The organism is Saccharothrix mutabilis subsp. mutabilis, from assembly GCF_039521145.1.
GTDB classification, from domain to species: Bacteria; Actinomycetota; Actinomycetes; order Mycobacteriales; family Pseudonocardiaceae; genus Actinosynnema; species Actinosynnema mutabilis.
This window is the reverse complement of sequence record NZ_BAAABU010000023.1, coordinates 79,979-103,445: the sequence shown is the minus strand read 5'-3', so window position 1 is coordinate 103,445 and position 23,467 is coordinate 79,979. Positions and strand designations below refer to the sequence as shown.

Genomic DNA, 23,467 nt, shown 5'->3' with positions numbered 1-23,467 from the left:
GGGCGTGTCCTTCTCTACCTCCCCCACGACCCCCCTAAACCACGCCCGCGGGAACCAAAGTCGCGGGACCGGTAGCCGAAGGGCTCATGTGGACCGCACCGCCGGCGATTACGGTCACCCCGTCGCTGTGTCGAGTCCGAGGAGTTCGTTGTGCCTGTGCAGGGTGACGTGGCGCTCGCGGAGAAGGTGGTCCAGCGCGTGGGTGCCCGGCGGCCGGTGGCCGTCGCGTCCGTGTCGCCGGGCGGGACGGTCGTGGCGAGCGTCGGCGCGCCGCTCGACGCCGACTACGAGATCGGTTCCATCTCGAAGGGGATCACCGGCCTGCTCTACGCCGACGCCCTCGAACGCGGCGAGATCACGCCCGCCACCACCCTGGGCGACCTGCTCCCGCTGGACGACAGCCCGGCGGCGGGCGTGACGCTGTCCGCCCTGAGCACCCACACCTCCGGCCTGCCCAGCCTGGCCGCCGCACCCATCGGCAAGACCCTCGCGCTGTGGTTCAAGGGCGCCAACCCCTACGGCGAGACGCTCGACCAGCTCATCACCCAGGCCCGGGCCGTGCGCCCGGGACCACCCCGCCCCCGCTACTCCAACCTGGGCTTCCAACTCCTCGGCCACGCGCTGGCGAGCGCCTCCGGCACCCCGTACGCCACGCTCGTCCACGACCGGATCTCCACCCCGCTCGGCCTCGACCTCTACGTCCCCGCCACCCCGGACGACCTGCGCCCCACCGCCCTGACCGGCACCACCCGATGGGGCCGCGCCCGCCAGGCGTGGACCGGCGAAGCCCTGGGCCCGGCCGGCGGCATCCGCGCGACGATCACCGACCTGGCCCGCCTCACCGCCGCCCTGCTCGACGGCTCCGCCCCCGGAGCCACCGCCCTGGACCCGGTCGCCGACTTCACCGGCAGCGTCGTCCGCATCGGCGCGGCGTGGATCACGCTCGAACGCCACGGCCGCGCCATCACGTGGCACAACGGCGGCACCGGCGGCTTCCGCACGTGGCTGGGCCTGGACCGCGCCGCCGGCACCGGCGTCGCCCTGCTCTTCGCCACGGCCGTCTCGGTGGACCGGCACGGCTTCGCACTGCTGGCCGGGGAGTGACGCCTTGACGCCCACCGGGCCGGTGTTGTTGCATGATCGGGCAATCACGCAGCGCCGGTAGGTGGTGGAGCGCGCTGGTCGAACCCCGGGCCACACGGGGCGATCACCGACGGCTCCCGCCGGGATCGTCCAGTGGGCCCCTTGACCGGAAGAACCACCACCATGGACGAAAACCCGCACACGCCCGACGACTACCGCGCGGACGCGTGGATCCCCGTGATCGAGGCCGCCTTCTTCGACCGCCTGCGCCGACTGCTCGGCGCGAGCGCCACCCGGTCGTGGCCGGAACCGGCCGACGCGCTGGTCCGCCGCCGGCTGGACGAACTGGACGCCGAACTGGCCCACCTGGTCGCCAACGCGATGGACGCCGCGAACGTGCGCTTCACCGCGTTGGCCGCCGCGGCGTTCGAGGTCCTGCGCCCGGTCTGCGGCGACGCCAAGGCCGCGGCCATCGTGGACGACTGCCTGAACAGCCCGTTGCGGCAGCAGATCATCGAGGGCACGACCGCGCTGCTCGACCACGCGCCGGACCCGTTCACCGCGCTGGTCGAGGCGAGCAGGCAACGCGAACGCACGTCGTTCGGCCCGTCCTTCACCTTCGAACGCCCGGTGGACGACCACGACACGTACGTCCTGGACGTCCGCCGCTGCCTGTTCCACGAGGCCCTGAAGGCCACCGGACACCCGACCCTGCAACCGGTCCTGTGCCGCTTCGACCTGAACTGGGCCGACGCCATCACCCCGGACCGCCACCACCTGCGCTTCATCCGACCGGTCACCTACGCGACCGGCCCGACGTGCCGCATGGTCTTCACCCGCGAGGAGAACGTACCGAACTGAGCACCGGAGCACGCCGTCAGTCGTGACCGACGGCGTGCTCCGGTTCCCCCCTGGATACTCGGCTTGTGCGCGCCGAAGTCGTCCTCGTCCGTCATGCCCGGCCGCTGCTCCCGAGCCGGCACGGACCGGACGACCACCACCGGCCGTTGACCGAGGTGGGTTTCGCGCAAGCCGAGCGCCTTGTCGAGGACCTGGCCGCGATCAAGCCCACCTTGATCGCCTCCAGCCCTTACCTGCGCGCCGTGCAGACCGTCGAACCCACCGCGCGTACGTTGGGCATGCCCGTCGAGAAGCTCCACGACCTGCGGGAATGGGACTCCGGACTGGAACCCACCCCCGACTACGCCCGCCACTACGCCCGAAGCTGGGCCGAACCGCACTTCGCCCGACCCGGCGGCGAAAGCCTCCACGCCCTCACGGTCCGGGCCACGGCCGTCCTCGAATCGCTTGCCCGGCAACACCCGGGCGGCACCGTGGTGGTCGGCAGCCACGGCACGTTCATCTCCCGAGCCCTGGTCGGCGCGGGCGTGCGCGGGTTGGACTGGCCGTTCAGCCGCGCGATGCCCATGCCCGCGATCTACCGCCTCCGCTTCACCGACCGCGGCGTGCACGCCACCGGACCAGGGCTGTGAGCGCTACGGGTTCGAGATGCCCAGGGTGAAGCGGATCAGGTCGTCTCGCGTGAAGCCCAGCGAGTCCGGCACGGAGACGCTGATGTTGCCGTGACCCGGCAGCGGCACCCACAGGACCGTCATGCCGTTCCGGTGGCTCAGGTACCCGGTGCGGTCGCCGACCGGGAGCGGGTCGCCGACCTTGCCGACCTCGCTGCCGCTGTGGTCGACGCGCACGATGTCGTTGTGCCGCCCGCGCTCGCCGCCCGGCATGACCATCACCGGCTCGACCATCGCCTCGTCCGAGGTCAGCTCGACCGCCGCGTCGGCCGGCAGCCACGCGAAGGTCAGCGGGGTCGGGATCGGTTGGGGTTCCCGGCGCAGCTCCTGCGCGTAGCGCACCACCTCGGCCTCGGGCAGCGTCCGCGACCCCACCACGGCCCACTCGCCGGGCCGCTCCTCCCAGGTCACCTTCACCTTGTCGGTCATCCGCGTCACCGTGGCGGTCTTGCCCAGCACGGTGGCGGTGGTGGTGCCGGTGACCGGGCCGTCGTCGCCGCGGTCGGGGCTGGGGCCGACGTAGACGTACGTGTCCGACGGCGCGTGCGGCTCGACGCTGTTGAAGATCAGTTCCACTCCCTCGCCGTTGCGGACCAGGCGGTAGGTGTGCGGGCGGCCCGGGGTGAACGGGAACACCGACGGCGCCGGCCGCGGGCCCGAGACCAGCTTGCCGACGACGGTGGGAGCCGTGGTCGTCACCACCTCGCCCGGACCGGCGGCCCTCGTGGTGGGGGCGTCGAGGCGCACCAGGTACGACGTCGACACGCCCACCGCGACCACCGCCAGCGCGGTCACCCCGATCCGGCCCGCGGTGCGGCGGCGGCGCACCGCCGCGAGCACGGTGTCGGCCAGGTCGGGCGGTGCGGTCAGCTCGGGCGGTGCGGCTTGCAGCCGTTCGCGCAGCACATCGGGACGGGTCATGACCATGCCTCCTGCGGTGTGTGGGTGTCGGACGGGTCGAGGGCGCGCAGCTTGGCCAGCGCCTTGGCGGCCTGGCTGCGCACGGTCCCCCGGGAGACGCCGAGCAGTTCGGCGACCTCGGCTTCCGGGCGGTCCTCGTAGTAGCGCAGCACGACGACCGCGCGTTGTCGGGCGGGCAGTCGGCGCAGCGCGGCGATCACCTGGTCCCGGTCGGCGACCTGCTCGGCGTGGTCGCCGGCGACGGCCCGCTCGGGTGGCACGGCCACCGGCGACTCGGCCCGCCGCGCCCGCTGCCGCCACCACCGCGCCTGCTGGTTGACCATCGCCCGCCGCACGTAGGCGTCGGGCTGGTCCCGCCGCCGGATGCGCGACCAGTGCCGGGCCGTGCCCATCAGCGCGGCCTGGAGCAGGTCCTGCGCGCCGTGGACGTCGCCGGCGAGCAGGTAGGCCGTGCGCAGCAGGGCGGGTGACCGGGCGGTCACGAACTCGCGGAACTCCCGCTCGTCCTCTGGACTCATCTGTCCTCCTCGTTCACCCCTTCAGATACCGACGGGCCCGCCGGCGCTGCCTCGCTCACCGCAATTCGTCGGAGACCGTTCACCCGAGGCGGTGCAATCGCTGCGCGGAAGTGGGACAAGTCACTCGCTGTGGCCGGCGGGCGACTAGGGAGGAGTGGTGAACACCGAAACGGCGGACGTGGACGAGCTCGGCGCGGGGTCCGCGTCGTGGAACCACCTGGCCAAGTGGCGGTTCCTGCTGGTGATGCACCGGACCCTGGTGCTCCAGACCGCGCACCCGGCGGTCGGCGCGGCGGTCGGCGCGTTCTCGGTGTACCAGGCCAGGCCGTGGCGGCGGCTGTTCCACACCCTCGACAGCCTCCAGCTCTACGTCTACGGCACGCAGGCCGAACGGCGGCGCGAGATCGCCCGCCTGGAACGGCTGCACCGGCGGATGCGGGGCACCGACGACCGCGGCCGGCCCTACACCGCGGCCGACCCGGCGGCTCGGACATGGGTGCACCTGACCCTGTTCGAGGCGGTCCTGCACCTGCACCGCCTGGGCGGCGACCCGCTGCCCCGGGCCGAGGCCGAGCGCCTGTACGCGGAGTGGTGCCGGTTGGGCACCCGGTTCGGCCTGTCCGAGGACGACGTCCCCGCCACGGTGGACGACTTCACCGCCTACTTCGACCGCACCGTCGCCACCGTGCTGGAGGACAACCCGGCCGTGCGCGACCTGCTGTCCGGGAGCATCCACCGCGTGCCCCCGCCGCCCGGCCTGCCGATCCCGGCGCTGCTGTGGGCCCCGGTCCGCCGCGCCCTGACCACCGCCGCGGTGGAGACGACCATCGCCACCCTGCCGCCCGAACTGCGCCGCACCCTGGGCCTGACCCCGCTGCCCGGCTCCGCCCTGGCGACCACGAGCCTGCACCACACCGTCCGCCTGATCACCGACCTGCTGCCCAAACCGTGGCGCTACCTGCCCCACGCGTCGGCGGCGATCCGCGCCACCCTGGGCGGCCCCCGCTCCCACGCCCCGATGGACCCGACCCTGCTGTTCACCACGGTGTTGGACCAGACCGGCGAGGGCGAGATCCGCTGGAACGACCTGCTGGCGATGGCCCGCGAGCTGTCGATCCACCTCGACGTGGACGAAGCCGCGGAGAACGAGCTGCACGACGCGTTCGAGGCGTGGTGGACCGAGCTGCGCGAGGCCGCGGGCGGGGCGGAGGTGGTCACGTTCCCCCGGTACCAGGCGGCCGTCGCCGAGGGCCGCTACCCGGGTGACGCGGCGGGCGTGGACCGGGTCGTGACGGCGATCTGCGCGTTGATCGACCGCAACGACAACGGCGAGGTGCCGGAGGCGGAGTACGTCGCGCTGTTCGCCGACAGCCCGAAACGGCACGAGATCATCGGCGACCTGCGCACCCTGGACCGCAACGGCGACGGCGTCCTGCACACCACCGAACTCGCCACGGCGCTCCGCGACTTCCTGACCGGCTCTCGCGACTTCCCGGCCGCTCGTGAGCTTCTCTCGCGGATCTGAGGTGCGGTGTGGGATCGAGAGGGGGTCATGAGCGGAAGCGCGGAAGCGCGGAAGCGAAGGGTTGAGGCGAAGAGCTAAGGCAAAGGGTTGAGGCGAAGAGCTGAAGCGAAGATCGAAAGCGAAGAGCTAAAAGCGGCGCTCGCCGCGCGGCAGGCCCCCGGGGGTGGAAGGGCGTCGGTTCGTTCCCCGTACGGCCTGCCGGAGGCAACCACCCTTGGGGGTTCTTGGCAACCGGTGAAGCGTGGTTGCCAAGAACCCCCAAGCGCGGTTGGGCTGCGCCCAGGCCGTACGGGGAACGAACCGAGGCCCTTCCTGTGCTTGGCAGCCGTTCTCGGTGGTTACGTCGGTGCTGTGGCGTAGCCGGTGGGGCGGGTGGTGAAGGTGCCTCTGCCTTGGGTTCGGCTGCGCAGGCGTGTCGCGTAGCCGAACAGCTCGGCCAGCGGCACGCTCGCCGTCACCACCGTCGTCCCCGCCCGCGTGGCGGACCCGAGGATGCGGCCACGCCGGGCCGACAAGTCGCCCAGCACGCCGCCCACGGCACCCTCCGGAACGGTCACCGTCACCTCCGCGACCGGTTCCAGCAGCGCCATCGTGCTCGCCCGCAGCGCCTCCCGCACCGCGAGCCTGCCCGCCGTGCGGAACGCCATCTCCGAGGAGTCCTTCACGTGCGTGGACCCGTCGGTCAACGTGACGCGCACGCCGGTCACCGGGTGACCGCCCAGCGGGCCGTCGGCCAGCGCGTCACGGCAACCCGCCTCCACCGCGCGCACGTACTCCGCCGGCACCCGGCCGCCGGTCACCGCGGACCGGAACTCGAAGTCCTCGCCCGGTTCCACGTCCAGCACCACGTGGGCGAACTGGCCCGCACCTCCCTCCTGCTTCACGTGCCGGTACACGAACCCCGAGACACCGCGCACGACCGTCTCCCGGTGAGCCACCTTCGGCCGGCCCACGCTCAAGTCGAGCCGGTGGTCCCGGCGCACCTTCTCCACCGCGACCTCCAGGTGCAGCTCGCCCATGCCGGACAGGACGGTCTGACCCGTCTCCGGATCGGTCCGCACCACCAGCGCCGGGTCCTCCTCCACCAGTTGCGCCAACGCCGCCATCAACTTCTCGGTCTGCGCCGACGCCCGGGGCTCGACCGCGACGGTGACGACCGGGGTCGCCACCACCGGGGGTTCGAGGACCAGCGGGGCCGCGGGCGCGCTGAGCGTCGTCCCGGCGCGGGCCGACTTCAGGCCCACCACCGCGACGATGTCACCGGCCGCCGCGGCGGCGACCGGCTCGTGCCGATCGGCCTGGACCCGCAGGATGCGGGCCACCCGTTCGACGCGCCCGGTCGCGGCGTCGAGCACCGGGTCTCCCTTGTGGAGGGTCCCCGAGTACACGCGCAGGCAGGTCAACCGGCCCGTCGAGGTCGAGTTCACCTTGAACACCAGCGCCGCGAACGGCCCGGACGGGTCGGCGGTCCGCTCCGCGCCGTCCACGCCGCGCACCGGCGGCATGTCCGACGGGGACGGCAGGTACGCCGCGACCGCGTCCAGCAGCGGTTCGACACCGCGGTTGCGGTAGGCCGAGCCGCACAGGACCACGACGGCCTCACCGGTGCGGGTCAGGTCGCGCAGCGCCGACGCCAGCGTCCCCGCGGACACCGTCGAGTCCGCCACGAACTCCTCCAGCGCGGCCGGGTGCAGCTCGCCCACCGCCTCCTCCAGCAGTCGGCGCCGCCGCTGCGCCTCCTCCCGCAGCGCGTCCGGCACCGGGCCGCCGGCGTCGACGTGGGCGAGGATGCCCAGGTTGCGGACGGCGGACAGCGGGAACGTGCTCAGGTTCGCGCGCACGGCACAGCGCCTTTCGAGGTGGTTCGCGAACGGGGTCCGCGCGATGGCGGGACGACCCGCCGACCTCGGTCAGGCGGTCGTCACGAACTCCGGAGCCGGGCGCGCAGCCGGCACCGGGCGCCCGGAGACACCAGGATCACCTCGTGGCGCGACGAGGGGACGACGGCAGCGGTGCGGTGGCGCACGGCCGGCCTCCCCTCGTCGCGGTGGCGCGCTGAAGATCAGCACGCGAAGTCGAGCGGAAGTGTAGGCACCCCCGCACGCCTCCGCGAGCGGTTTTCACGTCGTCGTGCGCAGCGATTCGACGGCCGCGGCGATGCCCTGCCTGTCGTAGCTCGACGTGGGCAGGGTGGCGCCGTGGGCGTGGCGGACGACGCCCCGCGCGTCGACCAGGACGGTGCCGGACTGCTGCATCGAGCCGAACACCTTGCGGCTCAGGCCGACCAGGGCGTGTGGTGTGCCCGCGGCGGTGACCACCGGGTACGGGATGCCGCGCCTGGCCTTCCACGCCGCCGCGGTCTCGCGGTCCTCGGGGACGGCGATCAGGACGCGGACGCCGGCCGCCGTGAAGCGGTCGCCGCTCTCGACCAGGTCGCGGACGTGGCGGTTGCACATGGGGCACGTCGTCGAGCGCATGAAGTACAGCAGCACGGCGTGGCCGTCGGGGAGGCGGACGGTGTGGCCGGCGGTGTCTTCCAGCACCATCTCGGGAGCGGCGGATCCTGGTGTGAGCACTGTGGAGTTCCTTCCGAACGGTTGTGACCCGCACAAGAGGGCGCGACGGCGCGAAAGGGTTCGCGGAACGCGGTTAGCGGTCGGCTAACGCCCGGTGCGCAGCCTGGTCCCGTGGCCGCCGGAAGGGGCCACCGGACAAGGGAGGCTCTGTCATGAACATGCGCACTCGGCTGGTCGCGGTCGCGGCCGTCATGGCGGGTGGGGTGCTCGCCACGGGTGGTGTGGCGGTCGCGCAGGAACCGCCGCCGCCGTGGGCCCAGCCCTGCTACGGGTTGGCGCCGACGATCTTCGCCGTGCCCGGCGTGCCCACGGTCGGGACCAACCTGCCGGACGTGATCCTGGGGACGCCCTTCCCGGACCAGATCGCCGGTCTGGCGGGCAACGACGTCATCTGCGCGCTCGCGGGCGACGACACGGTCTACTCCGGACCGGGCGACGACCTGGTGTTCGCGCAGGAAGGCGACGACTTCGTGGACGCCGGCATCGGCAACGACACCGTCTACGGCGGCTACGGCGACGACGACGTCATCGCGGGCGACGGCGAGGACAGCGTCTTCGGCGGCCCCGGCGACGACCGGATGGCCGGCGGCGACGGGGTGGACACGCTCGACGGCGGCCCGCACGTCCTGGGCGACACCGCCAACGGCGGCGCGCCGCTGGTCGGCGACAGCTGCCCGAACGACGAGTTCATCGCCAACTGCTGACCACCGCCCCGCGCTGCTCCCGGTCACCGGTCGGGGGCAGCGCCTGGCGCAGCAACAACGCGGTCGCCCCGTCCGCGGGTGCGCCCAGCTGGGCGAGCGCGGCTTCGACGGTGGCGCGGGCGGCCGTGACGCGCGCCGGGTCGCGGCCCTTGAGCGCGGCGGCGAGCAGGAGCCGGTGGGCGCGCGGCGCGAACGGGTCGCGGGCCAGGGCGCGGTCGGCCAGGTAGCCGGCCCGGGACGGTTCGCCCGACACCAGGCACAGCTCGCCCAGGTCGAGCAGGTTGCGCCCGTGCAGCGCCCGCAGGCGGTCGGCCTCCAGGCCGGGTTCGGCGTCGGGCAGGTCGGCGAGGTCGGGCAACGGCTCGCCGCGCCACAGCTCGACCGCCTCGGCCAGCAACTCCTTCGCCCGGTCCAGGTCGCCCTCGGCGCGGGCCGCGCGCACGTCGGCGCTGAGCGCGTCCAGCCGCCACAGGTCCACGTCCAGCCACCGGGACCGGACCAGGCGGATCGTGTCCCCCGTGGTGCGCAGGTGGAAGCTCGCGTCGCCGCGGGCCCGGTCGGGGTCGAGCAGGCGGCGCAGGTGGGTCAGGGTGACCCGCAGGTTGCGCGCGGCGTCGGCGGGGTCGAGGTCGGGCCACAGCAGCCCGCACGCCTGCTCGCGGGTGACCGCCGGGCGGACCACCAGCGCGCCGAGCAGTTGCCGGACCCGGACGCGCCGCAGCTCCGGCGGGTCGACCGGCGCGCCGTCCCGGGTGACGCGCATGGCGCCGAGCACGTCCACACGGGTCCGGGTGGCCGGTGGCGGCGGCACGGCGGCGAGCAGCCGCGCCGCTCCCGCGCGCGGCGTGGCCGAGCGCAGCCACCGGTGCACGACCGGTCCGAGGACGTCCGCGAGCCACCCGCCCAACCCGAGGTCGCCGACGGCCGCCAGGCGGGCCGCCAGCTCGACCGACCACGGCAGCGGCAGGAAGCACAAGGCGTGCTCGAACGGCAGCCGCGTCGCCGGGCCGACGTCGCCGGACCTGGCCAGCACCAGCGCGCGGGCCGCCGCACGGGCCTTGGCGTGCGAGGGTCCCAGCTCGGTCCGGTCCCACACCGCGCGCAACCCGTCGCTGAGCACGTACCCCAGGGCCAGGAACCGTCGGAGGTGCCGTTCGTGGAACCGGTCCGCCACCGGCCACCGCGCGAGGTGCTCGGCGAACGTCCGGCGCGCCACCGCCTCGTCGCCGCCACCGACCGCGACGGCGGCGCGGGCGGCGCAGGCCAGCACGGCGTCGCGCGGGTTGTCGTGACCCGCCGGGTCCCCGCACGGCAGCGGGCACCAGTCCCCCGCGTCACCGCAGCACGCGGCGATCACGGCCTGGAAAGCGGCGGACACGAAGCAGTCGCGGGCGGTGCCGTCCAGCGGCGCGCCGCGCAGGAGCGCGAGGTCGGCCGGGTCGCCGTCGAACCAGCGCGCGACGGGCCCGTTGAGGCGCAGGTGCTGCTCGTCGGCGTCGGCCAGGGCGCTGTCGGCCAGGTCGGCGGCCTCGCCGGCGCGCCCGCACATGTTGAGGCAGTGGTAGTGGAACCGGACGGTCGCGAGCGCGACCGGGCGCGGCACGTCGACCACGGGCGCGCGTTCGATCTCGGCCAGCGCGGCCTCCGGGTCGCCGCCGACCTCCGCGACCGTCGCGGCCACGCTGTGCCGCAGCACCAACGCGATCGCGGTCGGCGCGCCGCGCAGTTCCCCGGCTCGTCGCGCCAGTTCGGCCAGTCGCGGCAGGTCGGCGCGCGAGTGGGCGGTGATCACGGCCTGGCCCAGGACGGCGGTGTGCTTGAGGCCCTGCCAGGCCCGGTCGAGCAGCGGGTCGATGCGCGGGTCGGCGAAGTCCCTCGCGTGCAGGACCGCCGCCTGCAAGAGCAGGAACGCCGGTGCGTCCCGGGCGCTGTCCGGCACCCAGTCCAGCCAGCGGCGCGCGGTGACGTCGGGCAGCGCCGACAGGGTCGTGTTGACCAGCACGACGGCCAGTTCGGCGAGCAACTCCCAGTCGCCGCTGCGCTGGGCCAACGCGCCCGCGCGGGCGAGATCCCCCCGCGCGGTCAACACTTCCGCGGCTCGTCGGTGCAGCCGCCGGGTTTCCGCCGACAGCGCCTGCGCCCACAGTTCGTGCGCGCGGTAGCGGCCGTCCTCCAGCACGCAGACCAGCGGGACCCGGCGCGCCAGGTCCGCGAGCGCCACCGGTTCGCCGGTCACCGCCGCGACTTCGTCGTCGGTCGCGGTGTGCAGGGCGGCCAGCGCCACGAGCGCGGCGCGGTGGTCCTCCGGCAGCCGCGCGATGATCTCCTCCCGCGCGTACCGCCACGGCGCCGCCGGCCCGGCCGCGAACGCCAACCGCACCAACGCGGGCCACCCGCGCACGGCCCCGGCCAGCGCCGGGTCCCGCCCGAGCGCGCGCCCCAACGCCCGCACCTCGGTCCCGGTGAACGACAACTCCTCCACCCCGACGCGCAACACCTCTCCGGCGGCCTCCCGCCGGGCCAACGGCAACTCCGGCAACTCCCGCCCGCACAACACCAGGTGCGCGGTGGCGGGCAGGTTCCGCACCAGCTCCGCCAGCAACCCGGCACCCGGCGACCCGGACGGGATCTCGTGCACGTCGTCCAACACCAGGCAGACATCCAGCGGAGCCATCCGCACCACGGCGTCCACCACCCCCCGCGCACCACGGGCGGCCCCAACCCCCTGCAACGCTTGCAGCAACGCGCCGGCCAACGCCTCGGCACTCTCGTGGACCGGCGCGCACCCCACCCACACGTCCACCCCGCGCGGCTCCAGCAGGTGCGCCCGCACCGCCTGCGCCACCACGGTGGTCTTCCCGAACCCGGCCCCCGCCACCACCACCGTCACCGGCCGCTCCCACCGACCGGCAAGCCGATCGACCAACCGCAACCGAGGCAACTCGACGTCCAGGGACCGCGGAACGATCGTCGGCTCCCACACGTGTCCACAGATCCGCGTGGGCCCCGGAAAATACGCCTACCGCCCCGGGCTCCGGCCGACAGCGCGACGAGGCGGTGCACCAGGCCTTCCTCGAAGGTCAGCCGGACCTCCCCGGCCCACACCGGCAGCGCGTTCTCCCGTTCCAGCAGCCACCACAGGCCGTCGAAGGTGAACGGGCCGGCGGGGGCGGGCGGCCGGCGGGGGCGGCGGCGGGAGGTGCGGGCGGTGCGGGCGGTGCGGGGGCGGCGGCGGCCGGCGCGACGGCGGCGGCGGCGGCGGCCGGCGGGGTCGGCGGCGGGAGGTGCGGGGGTGGCGCGGGGGCGGTGGCACGGGGGCGGTGGCACGGGGGGCGGGGGGGCAGCGGGAGGTGGCGCGGGAGGCGGGGCGGGGTCGGGGTGGCTTGTGCGGAGGTCGGCCGGCCTCGACCCGCGCCCCTTCCCGGCCGGGGGCCGCGGCCCGGCTAGTTGTACGGGTTGTCGTAGAACGCGCTGCGCGTGACGGTCTTCGCGGTGTTCGTCGCCCCGTCGAAGTACAAGCCCTCGAACACCAGGCGCACGTTCTGCACCGTGCCCGGGTACGGGAAGTCGGCGTTCAGCGCCCCCGACTCGTAGAAGTACTGGTGCGGCGCGCCGTTGACGTCGATGCGCAGCTTGGTGTCCACGTAGCTCGACTGCCGGGACATCGTCACGTCGAGCCGGTACAGCGCGTTGCCGTCGTCGAACCGGATCGTGCCGCCCAGGTGCCCGACCTGCGTCACGTGTCCGCTGGAGGAGTAGCCGCGGAGCTGGATGTCCACGGGTTGAGCGGGTCCCAGAGCGGCCTGCGCGGGTGTCGCGGTCGCCGTCGCGGCGAACAACGCGGCACACAACGCTCCGGCCAGGCGTAACAGCATCATCCGTCGTTCCTCCTGCCAAGAGGGGGTGTCGGCGCTCACTGTGGCACGCCGACCGCCCCCGCGTTGACAGCCGATCGGACGCGAAAGCCCTTGTCGCGCAACGAAAAAGTTTCGCAGGTCACAGCGGGTCGATGCGTTTGCGGAGCAGGCAGAACTCGTTGCCGGCGCTGCGGCCCGCGCTGGTGAGCACGTCACCGTCGTCCACGTAGAGCACCGAGTCGTCCACCCGGACCCGCGGGTGCAGCAGGGCCAGGGTCGCTGCGTACATCCTCACCAGGACGACGTCCTCGCCGCCGCGCGCCCGGGTGACCGCCCGGCCTCAGCCGGCGATCGGCAGCCGCGCCGAGCGCCACTCCAGGATGCCGTCGGCCAGGCGGCGCGCCCGACGCCCCTGAGCGGTCAGGTAGCGCACGGCGTCGTGGGCCAGCACGCAGTACGCGCCCCGGCAGTAGGCGATGACCTCCTGGTCGGCGGGCAACTCCGCCAGCCGGTCGGGCAGTTCCTCCAGCGGGATGCCCAGCGCGCCGGGGATGTGCCCGGCCGCGAACTCCGCGGCCGGGCGCACGTCGAGCACCGCCACCCCGCCGGTCTCCACGCGGCGCAGCAGTTCCTCGCGGGTGACCTCCTCGGTGTCCCCCGGCCCGAGGTAGGCGACGCGGGCCGCCTCGACGTCGGCCAGGTGGCGGTTGGCCACCGCGCGCACCAGCGCCAGCAGGTCCGCGACGTCGTCGCCGGCCAACCGGTAGTGGACCTTGGTGCCCGACCGGCGGGTGGCCACCACGCCCGCCCGCTTGAGGGTCTGCAGGTGCGCGGACGCGGTCGTCAGGCCGAGGTCGGCCGCGCGGGCCAGGGCGTCCACCGTCCGCTCGCCCTGGGCCAGCAGGTCGAGCAGTTCCAGGCGCTTCCCGCTGGCCAACGCCTTGCCCACGCGCGCGAACTGCTCGAACAACGCCGTCTTCGCCTCGCGATCGCCCACCGCCGACCCCTTTCTCCACAATTCCTTGGAATAGTGTCATACTACCCCGGATCGGAGGTGGTCCTCATGGAGGTCGTCCCGCTGGTGGACGAGGGGTTGGGCAATTCGGCGTACCTGGTCGACCTGGGCGACGGTCGGGCGCTGGCCGTGGACGTCAGTCGCGACCTGCGCGCGGTGGAGCGGGAGGCCGCCCGCCGGGGGCTGACCGTCGCCTTCGCGGCGGACACGCACCTGCACGCCGACTTCCTGTCCGGCGCCCGCCAACTGGGGGCCACGCGGGGCGCGCGGGTCCTGGCGTCGGCGGCCGGCGGGCGCGAGTTCGACCACCGCGGCCTGCACGACGGCGACGAGGTGGACCTGGGCGGGCCGACCCTGCGCGTGCTGGCCACCCCCGGCCACACCCACGAGCACCTGTCGCTGCTGCTGTCCGACGGCGCGCGGCCGGTCGGCGTGTTCACCGGCGGCTCGCTGCTGGTCGGGTCCGCCGCCCGCACCGACCTCGTCGCACCGGACCGCACCGAGAACCTCGCCCGCGCGCAGCACGCGTCCCTGCGCCGCCTGAGCGCCCTGCCCGACGAGGTGCGGGTGTGGCCGACGCACGGCGGCGGCTCGTTCTGCGCCGCGCCCCGCACCGGCGACCGGACCAGCACCATCGGGCACGAGAAGGCGACCAACCCGCTGCTGCGCCTGGCCGACGAGGACGAGTTCGTGGCCGCGCTGCTGGGCCCGCTGGGCAGCTACCCGACCTACTTCCGGTGGCTGGGCGAGGCGAACCGGCGCGGACCCGCGCTGCTGCGCTCCCCCGCGCTCCGGCCGGTGCGCGACGTGCGCGCCCTGGTCGACGACGGGGCGCAGGTGGTCGACGTCCGCCCCGTGGACCGCTACGCCGCCGGGCACATCCCCGGCTCGCTGTCGATCCCGCTGCGGCCCGTGTTCGCGAGCTGGCTGGGCTGGCTCGCGTCGCCGGACCGGCCCCTGGTCGTCGTGCGCGACCCGGACCAGGACGGCGACGAGGTGCTGTGGCAGGCGTTGAAGATCGGGTACGACGACCTCGCCGGCGAACTCGTCGGCCTGACCGCCTGGACCGACGCCGGGCTCCCCACGGCCGGCACGGAGCTGGTGTCCGCCGACGACATCGGCGGTCGGCGGGTGGTGGACGTCCGGCAGCGCGCCGAGTTCGCCGCCGGGCACCTGCCCGGCGCCACCCACGTCGAACTCGGCGACCTGGCGACGGCGGACCTCCCGCCCGAGCCGACGGTCGTCATGTGCGGCCACGGCGAGCGGGCCCTCAGCGCGGCGAGCGTGCTGGAACGCGCCGGGCACCGCGACGTCGCCGTCCTCACCGGCGGTCCGCAGGACTGGGCCAGGGTGACCGGGCGCGCGTTGGAGACCTGGTGACGGTCCTCGGGCTGCGCGCCAACCTCGCCCAGTTCAGCCTGCTCGTCGCGGTGAACGCGCTGGTCGGCGGCGTGCTGGGGCAGGAACGCACGGTCCTGCCGCTGCTGGCCGGGAGCGAGTTCCACGTGACCGGCCACACCGCCGCCCTGACCTACGTCCTCGCGTTCGGCGCCGGCAAGGCCGCCACCAACTACTTCGCCGGCACGTGGTCCGACCGGTTCGGGCGCAAACCCGTGCTGGTGGCCGGGTGGCTGGTCGCGGTCCCGGTGCCGCTGCTGCTGGTGTGGGCGCCGGACTGGGGCTGGGTGGTGGCCGCCAACGCGCTGCTGGGGGTGAGCCAGGGCCTGACCTGGTCCACCACCGTGATCATGAAGATCGACCTGGCCGGACCGGCCCGGCGCGGCCTGGCGATGGGCCTCAACGAGGCCGCGGGCTACCTGGCGGTCGCGGCCACCGCAGTGGCCACCGGCTACCTGGCCGCCCGCTACGGCCTGCGCCCCGCGCCGTTCCTGCTGGGCCTGTCCTACGTGGCGCTGGGCCTGGGCCTGTCCGCGGTGCTGGTCCGCGAAACCCGGTCCCACGCGCACCTGGAGGCCCGCGGCCACGCGGAGTCGGCGCTGACCGATCGGCAGGTGTTGGCGCACACCAGTTTCCGCGAGCCGGCGCTGTCGTCGGCGAGCCAGGCGGGCATGGTCAACAACCTCAACGACGGCCTGGCGTGGGGCCTGTTCCCGGTGCTGTTCGCCACCGCCGGTCTGTCCCTGGGCCAGATCGGCGCCCTGGCGGCGCTCTACCCGGCGGTGTGGGGCGTCGGCCAACTCGTGACCGGTCCCCTCTCCGACCACTGGGGCCGCAAACACCTGATCACCGCGGGCATGCTGCTCCAGGCCGGCGCGCTGGCCCTGGTCGCCGCCACGACGGGGGTCGCGGCGTGGGCGTGGGCGGCGGCGTTGCTGGGCCTGGGCACGGCGATGGTGTACCCGACCCTGCTGGCGGTGGTCGGCGACGTGGCCCACCCGGCGTGGCGGGCCCGAGCGGTGGGCGTCTACCGCCTGTGGCGCGACGGCGGCTTCGCCGTGGGCGCACTGCTGTCCGGCGCGGCGGCCGACCTGTACGGCCTGCGCGCGGCGATCTGGACCGTCGCGGCGATCACCGCCGCCTCCGGCCTGGTGGTCGCGTTCCGCATGTACGAGACCCACCCACGCGCCAACCGCCTGGACGCCCGGAGTGGCGGCGACGCGGGCAGGTGACGAGACCCACCCGGGAGTCGAACGCGGAATCGACGGCTTTGCCGGTCGCACTTCGGGGGAAGGGGTCCGCGTTCGCGATTCGACGTGACGTGGCAACCCCGGCTCGGGTCGCGCGTCCTTGCGCACGTGAGGCTCGACTGGGGGCGGGTGTGGCGGTGGTTGCCGGTCGGTGCCGCCGGGGTGGCGGCCGTGTGGTCGCTGTGGGCGGTCAGTGTTCCCGGTAGTAACTTCATGGCGTTCGTGCTGTCGTTGAGTGCCTGGATGGTCGTGGCGGGGATGACCGTCGGCCTGGCGATCATCGGTCTGATCGGGTTGCCGGCTCCCCGGTGGCGCACGTCGGTCCGCCTGTGGCCGCTGGCGCTGGTGCCGGTGGTCGCCGCGGTGACCTTCGCGGTAGCCGGCTCGGTCCAGGGCGTCATGTTCGACCTGCACCGCGGCCGGCTGGAGGCGCTGGTCGCCGAGGCGGCCGAGCAGCCCGACCGACGCGTCGAGGACCGTTGGGTGGGCATCTACACCATCTCGTACATCGCGGGCGACCAGGGCTGCACGCTCCTTGCCCTGGAGGACGCCGGGGCGCTGTTCGCCTCGACCGGGTTCGCCCACTGCCCCGGCTCGCGGCCGAAGGACGCCACGGGCGACGGCTACCGGTACAAGCCGATCGACGGACCCTGGTACGAGTACACCCTGGTGTGGTGACCGGCGTTGCGGACACAGGGCGGTGGCGGAGCGCCGGCGCATCCGCCGCGTCGCTCGATTTTCGGCGGATCCGCGGCAACGTCGACGGGCCGGCGCTAGGGTCTGTCCGCACACCGACTACCAGGGGGGCCGGCCATGTCGGGCGACGACCGTGCGCGCCTTGACGTCAGGACGTTGCTGAGCGAGTCCGACCTGGAAGTGCTCGCCCGGCTGGCGCAGGCGCAGGCCGACGCCCCGCCCGCCGGGAACGCCGAGGTGCAGCGGCTGGAGCTGCACATCGCCGTCGACCCGGCCGGCCGCCGGTTCCTGGTGCGGGGCCCGGAACCCTTCACGCGTCCGCGTCGAGGTGTCGATCCCGAGCGGTGGCGTGCCAGCCTCCTCGCCGGGGCGCTCGGCGACGCCCTGGGCGCGCCGGTGGAGAACAAGCCGATGGACCAGGTCCGCGAACTGGCCGGACCGCACGGCGTCACCGACCTGATCACCTCCGCCGACGGGTCGGCGCGCATCACCGACGACACCCAGATGACCCTGTTCACCGCCGAAGCCCTGATCCGCGCGCACGCCCGGCAGCGCCGCCGGGGTCGGGCCGACGTCGCCCGGTCCCTGCAAATGGCCTACCAGCGCTGGCTGCACACCCAGGGCACGCCGTGGCCGCGGGCGCGTGGCCCGCACAACACCCGGGACCTCCCCGACGGCTGGTTGATCGGCGTCCGGGGCCTGTTCGCGCGCCGCGCTCCCGGGGCCACCTGCTTCCTCACGCTCCAGGAGTACGGGGTGAGCGGCCGAGCGGGCAGCGTCGACCGGCCGCCGAACAACTCCAAGGGCTGCGGGGGCGTGATGCGCGCGGCGCCCGCCGCGCTTTGGTCCGACGACCCCGACGCCGTGTTCGACGTGGCCGTGGCCTCCGCCGTCGTCACGCACGGCCACCCGTCCGGCTACCTCTCGGCCGGTGTCCTGGCCGTCCTCGTGCACGGCCTGGTCCGCGGCCACGGCCTCCCGGACGCCCTGGCGGCGGCGCGGGCGCGCCTGGTCCGCTGGAAGGGCCACGAGGAGACCTCCGCCGCGCTGGACGCCGCCCTGGCGCTGGGCGGCCCGCCCACGCCGGAGAAGACCGCCACCCTGGGCGACGGCGCGGTGGGCGAGTCCGCGCTGGCCATCGCCCTGTACGCGACCGTGGCCACGGACAACCCGCGCGCCGCGCTGCTGGCATCGGTCAACCACGACGGCGACAGCGACTCCACGGCCGCGGTGTGCGGCAACATCGTCGGAGCCCTGTACGGCCCGGCCGCCCTGGACCCGGCCTGGCTGGCCCGCCTGGAACTGCGCGACGTCGTGACCCGGGTGGCCGACGACATGCTCGCCGAGTTCGGCCCCACCCCGCCCACGACACCGGAGTGGACGGCCCGCTACCCCGACGACTGACGCCACGGAGCCACCTCCCGCCGAAGGAGGCGGCCCCGCGCCGTCACGTCATCCCGCGATGAACCCCCACGCGCACATGAAGAGGCTCAGGGCGAGCGACCTCAACACTGGCCGCCTTGCAGGCTGATCGTGTGCAGCCCGGCCTCCGTCATGGCCCGCTGGGGCCGGGTCGTGCGCCTGTGGGACGCCGGCGCCCGCGCCCAGCTCGCCGAACTGGCCGCCCACACCGACACCGTCCACTCGGTGGCCTTCAGCGGGCCACACCCTGGCCACCGCCGGCGAGGATCGCATGGTCCGCCTGTGGGAGGCCGACACCGACCACGCGGCGCGGTGGGTCTGCGCCGGCGTGCCCGCGCCGGGCCGGGAGGGGTGGCGGGAGCACTTCGGCGACCTGCCCTTCCGCTCCCCGTGCTGATCAGCCGCGCAGGCCCATCAGGTAGACCGCGCGCACGGCGAGGGTGCGCTCGACCTCGTCGATGATCGGGGCGAAGAACTGCTGGCGGTGGTCTGCGTCGCTCATCGACGTGATGGCGAAGTACATGCTGCCGAACGCCGCGAACAGGGTCGCGTTGCGCAGCAGGGCCACCGGGATGCCGGGCAGCAGCTTGGAGAACGTCGGCGCGTCGCCGATCCACTGCTCCGCCGTCGCGGGCGTGACCACGATCAGGCCCAGCACCAGGAAGAACGCGAACAGCGCGAGCCCCACCACGGCGGCCTGCACGAGTTGGCGGGTGGCGAGCATCAGCAGCAGGTTGCGGTTCTGGCGGCCGTTGAGCGGGGTGGCGCGCAGGGGTTCGGCGACCTCGACGCCGGCCAGCGGGGTGCCCTGGCAGGCGGCGGCGAGGCGGTCGGGGCGCAGGTCCTGCTCGACGCGGCCGATCTCGTCGCGCAGGCGGGCGGCGGCGGCCAGCACGGTGATCGCGCTGAACAGCAGCACCACCAGGGTCAGCCGGAACCAGCCGAGGTTGTTCATCGCCTGCCACAGCTCGCCGGTGAAGAACAGGAACAGGGTGACGAACAGCATCGCCGGCAACGCCCGTCCCAGCAGCCGCACGCTGTTGCGCAGGTCGTTGACCGCGTGGCGGACCGCGCGGCGCAGCAACGTGCCGAAGCCGTAGGTGGCGGCCAGCGCCGTGGCGGCGAACACGGCGGCGAAGAAGATCACGAACCCCAGCAGTCCCACCGCGCTGCCGCCCGGCGGCGTGATCGTGTCGTCCACGGCCAGTTGCAGCAGCGGAACGGCCAACGGCATCGCGGCGTACACGGCGAGCACGACCAGCGTGGCGGTCTTGGACAACCGCGGCAGCCGCCGGACGAACAACCGCAACGCGACCCAGGTGGCCAACGTCGCGAGCAGCACACCGGCCAGCAACGCCCACCGCTGCCCGCCGGCCGACCGCAGCGGCACCAGCCACACCAGGCTCGCCAACGTCACCAGCCCCAACGCCGGCAGCATCCGCGGCAACACGTGCCGGCGGAACCCGTAGCCCTCGATCATCGTCGGCGTGCCGTCCCGCACGAACCAGTTCTCGGCGGCACGGACCCGGCGGGCGCGGACGTTGTTGGACGGCATGCGCGAATCATTCCATCGTGGATCGACCGTGCGACGGCGACTCGGGTACCGACCACACTCCCCGTCAGCTCTTGCGCAGGACCACCTTGAGGACGCGTTCCTCGCTGTTGTTCGGAACGCTGTCATTGTCGCCCTTGGTGCTCGTGGTCAGCCACAGGTCGCCGTCGCCCGTCGGCTCCACGGTGCGCAGCCGCCCATAGGTGCCGTTGAGGTGCTGTTCGGGCTCGCCCAACTGGTCGCCGTTGATCGGAACACGGTAGAGACGCGCACCGCGCAAACACGCCGCATAAAGGACATCCTGGACCACGGCGATGCCACTGCACGACGCCTCAGAGGTCTTGTAGGTGCGCTTCGGCGGCACAAAGGCCGGGTCGTTGCACATGCCCGAGGTGCCCTCGCAGCGCGGCCAGCCGTAGTTGCCGCCGCGCACGACCAGGTTGGTCTCGTCCATCACGAAGTTGCCGAACTCCTGCTGCCACAACCGCCCCCGCGAGTCGAACGCCAGGCCCTGCGGGTTGCGGTGGCCGTAGCTCCACACCGGGTTGCCGAAGGGGTTGTCGGGCGGGACCGTGCCGTCCGGGGCGATGCGCAGAACCTTGCCGGCCAGGCTGCGCACGTCCTGGGCCGTCTCGCGGCGTTGGGCGTCGCCGGTGGCGATGTAGAGCTTGCCGTCGGGACCGAAGCGCAGCCGCCCGCCGTTGTGGTACTTGCCGCGCGGGATGCCGCTGACCACCACCTGCGGAGGGCCGTTGAGCGCGCCATCGGTGTAGCGGATGCGCACTACGCGGTTGTCGGTCGCCGTGGTGTGCATGATGTAGAGCCACGGGTCGGTCGCGAAGTCGGCGGCCACGGCGATGCCCAGGACACCGCCCTCGCCCTCGGTGCCGGCCGCGCCCGGCACCGTCCCGACGCTGGTCCTGGTGCCGGTGGCGGGGTCGAGCCGGACGATGTCGAGCAGGTCGCGGCGGCTGTAGAGGACCGCACCGCCGGGCACCGCGGTCAGGCCCCACGGCAGGTCGTCCTCCGCCGTCACCTCCGTGACCGAGCAGACGGGCTCGACGCACAGCGGGTCCGCCGCGGCCGGCACCGGCCCGACCCCCGCGACGACGACCGTCACCGCGGCCGTGAGCCTCCTGAGCACCGAACCAACCTAACGCCGCACCGGACTGCGCGCAGCGCCGCTCACCCGGCGCCGGTCTGTCCAGAGCGGACCGACCCGCCGGTCACCACCCGAAAGGGGACACGGCTCACACCGGCTGCTTGTGGGCGGTGCGCCTGCGCAGCGCGTTGACCGCCGCCAGGACCAGGCCCAGCCCGAGCAGCACCGAGCCGCGCAACCACGTCCCCGGCTCGACCCGGGTCACGAGCAGCAGGCACGAGCCGATGCCCAGCACCGGCACCACCGTCGGCACCCGGAAGTGGTCGCCGTCGCCCGGGTCGCGGCGCAGCGCCGGCACGGCCGCGTTCACCGCGAGGAAGACCACGAGCAGCAGCAGGACCAGCGTGGTCGCCAGGGTCTCCACCTCGCCGGTCAGCGCGAGGACCAGGGACGCGCCGGACGTGGTCAGCGCGGCGACCCACGGCGTGCGGCGGACCGGCAGGACGCGGCCCAGCGGGGCGGGCAGCAGGCCGTCGCGGGCCATGCCGTAGGCCAGGCGGGAGGACATGATGCCGGTCAGCAGCGCGCCGTTGGCCACCGCGACCAGCGCGACCAGGCTGAACAGCCACTCCGGCACGCCGCCCGCCACCCGCACCACCTCCAGCAGCGGCCCGCTGGAGGAGGCCAGCCGGTCGGTCGGCACGGACGCGCTGGTCACCAGCCCGATCAGCAGGTAGACGACACCGACCGTGGCCAGCGCGCCGAACAGCGCCCGCGGGTAGGACCGGCGCGGGTCGCGGACCTCCTCGGCGAGGTTGACCGAGGTCTCGAAGCCGACGAACGAGTAGTAGGCGAGCACCGTCCCGGCCAGGACCGCGCTGAACACCCCCGACCCGGTGTCCACCTGCGTCAGCCGGGCCGGGTCCGCGTCACCGCGCAGCACCACCCACGCGCCCAGCACGATCACCACGACCAGCCCGCCGAGTTCGACGCAGGTGGCGACGGCGTTGGCGCGCAACGACTCCCTGATCCCGCGGATGTTCAACGCCGCCAGCGCGGCCAGGAACACCACGACCACCAGGACCGTCGGCACGGACACCAGCGCCCCCAGGTAGTCCCCGGCGAACGCCCGCGCCAACGCGCCCACCGACACGATCCCGGCGGCGAGCATGCAGAACCCGACCAGCGAGCCGGCGGCGCCGCCGAACGCCCGCGTGGCGTAGTGCGCCGACCCGCCCGCCCGCGGGTACTTGGTGGCCAGCTCGGCGTAGGACCCGGCGGTGAGCGCGGCCAGCGCGAGCGCGGTCACCAGGGGCACCCACACCGCGCCGCCCACGGCCCCGGCGATCGAGCCGACCAGCACGTACACCCCGGCCCCGAGGATGTCCCCGAGCACGAAGAAGTACAACAGCCGCCCGCTGACCGCCCGCCTCAACACCTCCGCCATGCCCGCTCCGATACCCCGAACCCCCACCCCCGAACCCCGCTGTGACCAGCGCGACCACCGCTGACCTCACCCGTTCGACGGAAAGCGGCCCGGTCCGTCAGGTACCGGTGAGGAGCTGCCCACCGAGGGGGATGGACACGAGACGTCTGCTCACGACCCTGGCCGCCGCCTGTCTCGCCGGCACGGCCCTGGTCGCCACCGCGGGCCCCGCCGCGGCCGTCACGTTCCCGGCCCGCGAGGTCAAGGCGCCGCCCGGCGGCACGCAGAGCGTCATCGCGCTGAACTCCACGGCGACGCCGGTCCGCGAACCGTCCATGCCGCTGTTCGACACGGCCCCGGTCACGGGCCTGAGCGTGTTCGGCGACATGGAACTGACGGCGTGCTACCCCGAACCGACCGGCTACGACTGCCCGAGCGACTCCGTCGACGTCAGGGTGACCCTGTTCGTCAACCAGTGGAAGCGCGACGGCACCCCTGTGCAGGACCGACAGGCTGGGCGGCTCGACCGCGGCGGTCCAGGGTGGAGTTCACCGGGCGGTGGGAAACCGGCGGGCCCTGTGGCAGCAGGTCCGGCGACACCGTCTACTGGGGTCCAGGAGTCCCGAGGAGGAACGATGGTCAAGCGCATGCTCTTGGTCCCCGCCATCGCGCTGGCCCTGGCCGGGGTGGTCGCTCCGCAGGCCGGGGCCACGGCCCGGGATTACGGCGACTGCATGGACATCGCCGTGGGCGAGAACGACGCCGACCCCTGGATCGCCAACGACGCGTGCAGCTCCGAGGAACTCACCACCTGCTACCGCATCTTCCGCGACGCCTACGGCCGGCAGCAGTGGGCGCTCGACGCCTGCAAGGCGCGCAACGCCTGAAGC

General features: G+C 74.0%; 22 protein-coding genes. 11 read left to right on the top strand and 11 right to left on the bottom strand.

All coding sequences use genetic code 11. From position 1 onward, the window contains the following. The first annotated feature begins 150 nt into the window (after positions 1-150). The 3 genes from ABD126_RS32455 (at position 151) to ABD126_RS32445 (ending at position 2,576) form a co-directional block, all read left to right on the top strand. The gene (locus tag ABD126_RS32455; RefSeq protein ID WP_343938230.1) at positions 151-1,104 is read left to right on the top strand and encodes a serine hydrolase domain-containing protein; all 954 of its coding nucleotides are present in this window, start codon (positions 151-153) and stop codon (positions 1,102-1,104) included. 162 nt (positions 1,105-1,266) lie between these two features. Continuing rightward, positions 1,267-1,944 carry an L-2-amino-thiazoline-4-carboxylic acid hydrolase gene (locus ABD126_RS32450; protein WP_343938228.1) on the top strand — a complete coding sequence of 226 codons (678 nt, stop codon included), beginning with the start codon at positions 1,267-1,269 and terminating at the stop codon, positions 1,942-1,944. 65 nt (positions 1,945-2,009) lie between these two features. Further along, positions 2,010-2,576, top strand: a complete 567-nt coding sequence (locus ABD126_RS32445) for a histidine phosphatase family protein (protein WP_343938226.1) — start codon at positions 2,010-2,012, stop codon at positions 2,574-2,576. A gap of 3 nt (positions 2,577-2,579) precedes the next feature. Here the strand turns inward: ABD126_RS32445 and ABD126_RS32440 are convergent, their stop codons facing one another. Both ABD126_RS32440 and ABD126_RS32435 read right to left on the bottom strand, forming a co-directional pair. Next, positions 2,580-3,536 (bottom strand): hypothetical protein, encoded by a 957-nt coding sequence (locus ABD126_RS32440; RefSeq protein WP_343938224.1) that lies wholly within the window; start codon positions 3,534-3,536, stop codon positions 2,580-2,582. Beyond that, positions 3,533-4,054 (bottom strand): SigE family RNA polymerase sigma factor, encoded by a 522-nt coding sequence (locus tag ABD126_RS32435; protein WP_343938222.1) that lies wholly within the window; start codon positions 4,052-4,054, stop codon positions 3,533-3,535. Before ABD126_RS32435 ends, ABD126_RS32440 begins: the two co-directional genes overlap by 4 nt. Before the next feature lie 157 nt (positions 4,055-4,211). On the opposite strand from ABD126_RS32435, the gene ABD126_RS32430 reads away from it, so the two are divergent. Beyond that, positions 4,212-5,579, top strand: coding sequence for an oxygenase MpaB family protein (locus ABD126_RS32430; protein WP_343938220.1), 1,368 nt, complete (start codon positions 4,212-4,214; stop codon positions 5,577-5,579). 338 nt (positions 5,580-5,917) lie between these two features. On the opposite strand, the gene ABD126_RS32425 is transcribed toward ABD126_RS32430, so the two are convergent. Next, the gene (locus tag ABD126_RS32425) at positions 5,918-7,420 is read right to left on the bottom strand and encodes an EF-Tu/IF-2/RF-3 family GTPase (RefSeq protein ID WP_343938218.1); all 1,503 of its coding nucleotides are present in this window, start codon (positions 7,418-7,420) and stop codon (positions 5,918-5,920) included. A gap of 279 nt (positions 7,421-7,699) precedes the next feature. Next, positions 7,700-8,155, bottom strand: a complete 456-nt coding sequence (locus ABD126_RS32420; RefSeq protein WP_343938216.1) for a peroxiredoxin family protein — start codon at positions 8,153-8,155, stop codon at positions 7,700-7,702. Between the two features lie 152 nt (positions 8,156-8,307). Between ABD126_RS32420 and ABD126_RS32415 the strand changes: the two genes are divergently transcribed. After that, a complete protein-coding gene (locus tag ABD126_RS32415) occupies positions 8,308-8,859 on the top strand; it encodes a calcium-binding protein (RefSeq protein WP_343938214.1) in 552 nt (183 codons plus the stop codon). Here ABD126_RS32415 and ABD126_RS32410 read toward each other — a convergent pair. The 4 genes from ABD126_RS32410 to ABD126_RS32395 all read right to left on the bottom strand — a co-directional run bounded on the left by ABD126_RS32410 (position 8,843) and on the right by ABD126_RS32395 (position 13,713). Continuing rightward, positions 8,843-11,749 carry an AfsR/SARP family transcriptional regulator gene (locus tag ABD126_RS32410; RefSeq protein ID WP_343938212.1) on the bottom strand — a complete coding sequence of 969 codons (2,907 nt, stop codon included), beginning with the start codon at positions 11,747-11,749 and terminating at the stop codon, positions 8,843-8,845. The genes ABD126_RS32415 and ABD126_RS32410 overlap by 17 nt on opposite strands. A 553-nt stretch (positions 11,750-12,302) precedes the next feature. Then, a complete protein-coding gene (locus tag ABD126_RS32405) occupies positions 12,303-12,737 on the bottom strand; it encodes a hypothetical protein (RefSeq protein WP_343938210.1) in 435 nt (144 codons plus the stop codon). 118 nt (positions 12,738-12,855) lie between these two features. Then, entirely contained in the window at positions 12,856-13,011 is a 156-nt protein-coding gene (locus tag ABD126_RS32400) for a type 1 glutamine amidotransferase family protein (protein WP_343938208.1), read from the bottom strand. Positions 13,012-13,056: 45 nt separating this feature from the next. Continuing rightward, the gene (locus tag ABD126_RS32395) at positions 13,057-13,713 is read right to left on the bottom strand and encodes an ArsR/SmtB family transcription factor (protein ID WP_343938206.1); all 657 of its coding nucleotides are present in this window, start codon (positions 13,711-13,713) and stop codon (positions 13,057-13,059) included. Between the two features lie 66 nt (positions 13,714-13,779). On the opposite strand from ABD126_RS32395, the gene ABD126_RS32390 reads away from it, so the two are divergent. The 5 genes from ABD126_RS32390 (at position 13,780) to ABD126_RS32370 (ending at position 18,894) form a co-directional block, all read left to right on the top strand. Then, positions 13,780-15,111 (top strand): rhodanese-like domain-containing protein, encoded by a 1,332-nt coding sequence (locus ABD126_RS32390; RefSeq protein ID WP_343938204.1) that lies wholly within the window; start codon positions 13,780-13,782, stop codon positions 15,109-15,111. Beyond that, on the top strand, positions 15,108-16,361 hold the full coding sequence (locus tag ABD126_RS32385; protein WP_343938202.1) for an MFS transporter: 1,254 nt from the start codon (positions 15,108-15,110) through the stop codon (positions 16,359-16,361). The genes ABD126_RS32390 and ABD126_RS32385 overlap by 4 nt, the downstream gene beginning before the upstream one ends. Positions 16,362-16,487: 126 nt before the next feature. Beyond that, positions 16,488-17,057, top strand: a complete 570-nt coding sequence (locus tag ABD126_RS32380) for a hypothetical protein (RefSeq protein WP_343938200.1) — start codon at positions 16,488-16,490, stop codon at positions 17,055-17,057. Between the two features lie 135 nt (positions 17,058-17,192). Then, the gene (locus ABD126_RS32375; RefSeq protein WP_343938198.1) at positions 17,193-18,479 is read left to right on the top strand and encodes an ADP-ribosylglycohydrolase family protein; all 1,287 of its coding nucleotides are present in this window, start codon (positions 17,193-17,195) and stop codon (positions 18,477-18,479) included. Positions 18,480-18,768: 289 nt separating this feature from the next. After that, complete coding sequence (locus tag ABD126_RS32370; protein ID WP_343938196.1) at positions 18,769-18,894, top strand: hypothetical protein; 126 nt, start codon at positions 18,769-18,771, stop codon at positions 18,892-18,894. Here the strand turns inward: ABD126_RS32370 and ABD126_RS32365 are convergent, their stop codons facing one another. The 3 genes from ABD126_RS32365 to ABD126_RS32355 all read right to left on the bottom strand — a co-directional run bounded on the left by ABD126_RS32365 (position 18,895) and on the right by ABD126_RS32355 (position 22,598). After that, positions 18,895-20,052, bottom strand: a complete 1,158-nt coding sequence (locus ABD126_RS32365) for a hypothetical protein (protein ID WP_343938194.1) — start codon at positions 20,050-20,052, stop codon at positions 18,895-18,897. Positions 20,053-20,116: 64 nt separating this feature from the next. Next, positions 20,117-21,193, bottom strand: coding sequence for a PQQ-dependent sugar dehydrogenase (locus ABD126_RS32360; RefSeq protein WP_343938192.1), 1,077 nt, complete (start codon positions 21,191-21,193; stop codon positions 20,117-20,119). A 106-nt stretch (positions 21,194-21,299) separates the two neighbouring features. Beyond that, a complete protein-coding gene (locus ABD126_RS32355) occupies positions 21,300-22,598 on the bottom strand; it encodes an APC family permease (protein WP_343938190.1) in 1,299 nt (432 codons plus the stop codon). A gap of 131 nt (positions 22,599-22,729) precedes the next feature. Between ABD126_RS32355 and ABD126_RS32350 the strand changes: the two genes are divergently transcribed. Beyond that, positions 22,730-23,464, top strand: coding sequence for a hypothetical protein (locus ABD126_RS32350; protein WP_343938188.1), 735 nt, complete (start codon positions 22,730-22,732; stop codon positions 23,462-23,464). Positions 23,465-23,467: the final 3 nt, after the last annotated feature.

What these genes read in the sequence shown, in the direction of transcription:
- ABD126_RS32450 (WP_343938228.1), top strand. Translation starts at nt 1,267, where the DNA reads ATGGACGAAAACCCGCACACGCCCGACGACTACCGCGCGGACGCGTGG.
- ABD126_RS32440 (WP_343938224.1), bottom strand. Translation starts at nt 3,536, where the DNA reads ATGACCCGTCCCGATGTGCTGCGCGAACGGCTGCAAGCCGCACCGCCC.
- ABD126_RS32435 (WP_343938222.1), bottom strand. Translation starts at nt 4,054, where the DNA reads ATGAGTCCAGAGGACGAGCGGGAGTTCCGCGAGTTCGTGACCGCCCGG.
- ABD126_RS32415 (WP_343938214.1), top strand. Translation starts at nt 8,308, where the DNA reads ATGAACATGCGCACTCGGCTGGTCGCGGTCGCGGCCGTCATGGCGGGT.
- ABD126_RS32405 (WP_343938210.1), bottom strand. Translation starts at nt 12,737, where the DNA reads ATGATGCTGTTACGCCTGGCCGGAGCGTTGTGTGCCGCGTTGTTCGCC.
- ABD126_RS32390 (WP_343938204.1), top strand. Translation starts at nt 13,780, where the DNA reads ATGGAGGTCGTCCCGCTGGTGGACGAGGGGTTGGGCAATTCGGCGTAC.
- ABD126_RS32375 (WP_343938198.1), top strand. Translation starts at nt 17,193, where the DNA reads ATGTCGGGCGACGACCGTGCGCGCCTTGACGTCAGGACGTTGCTGAGC.
- ABD126_RS32370 (WP_343938196.1), top strand. Translation starts at nt 18,769, where the DNA reads ATGGTCCGCCTGTGGGAGGCCGACACCGACCACGCGGCGCGGTGGGTC.
- ABD126_RS32365 (WP_343938194.1), bottom strand. Translation starts at nt 20,052, where the DNA reads ATGCCGTCCAACAACGTCCGCGCCCGCCGGGTCCGTGCCGCCGAGAAC.
- ABD126_RS32355 (WP_343938190.1), bottom strand. Translation starts at nt 22,598, where the DNA reads ATGGCGGAGGTGTTGAGGCGGGCGGTCAGCGGGCGGCTGTTGTACTTC.
- ABD126_RS32350 (WP_343938188.1), top strand. Translation starts at nt 22,730, where the DNA reads ATGGACACGAGACGTCTGCTCACGACCCTGGCCGCCGCCTGTCTCGCC.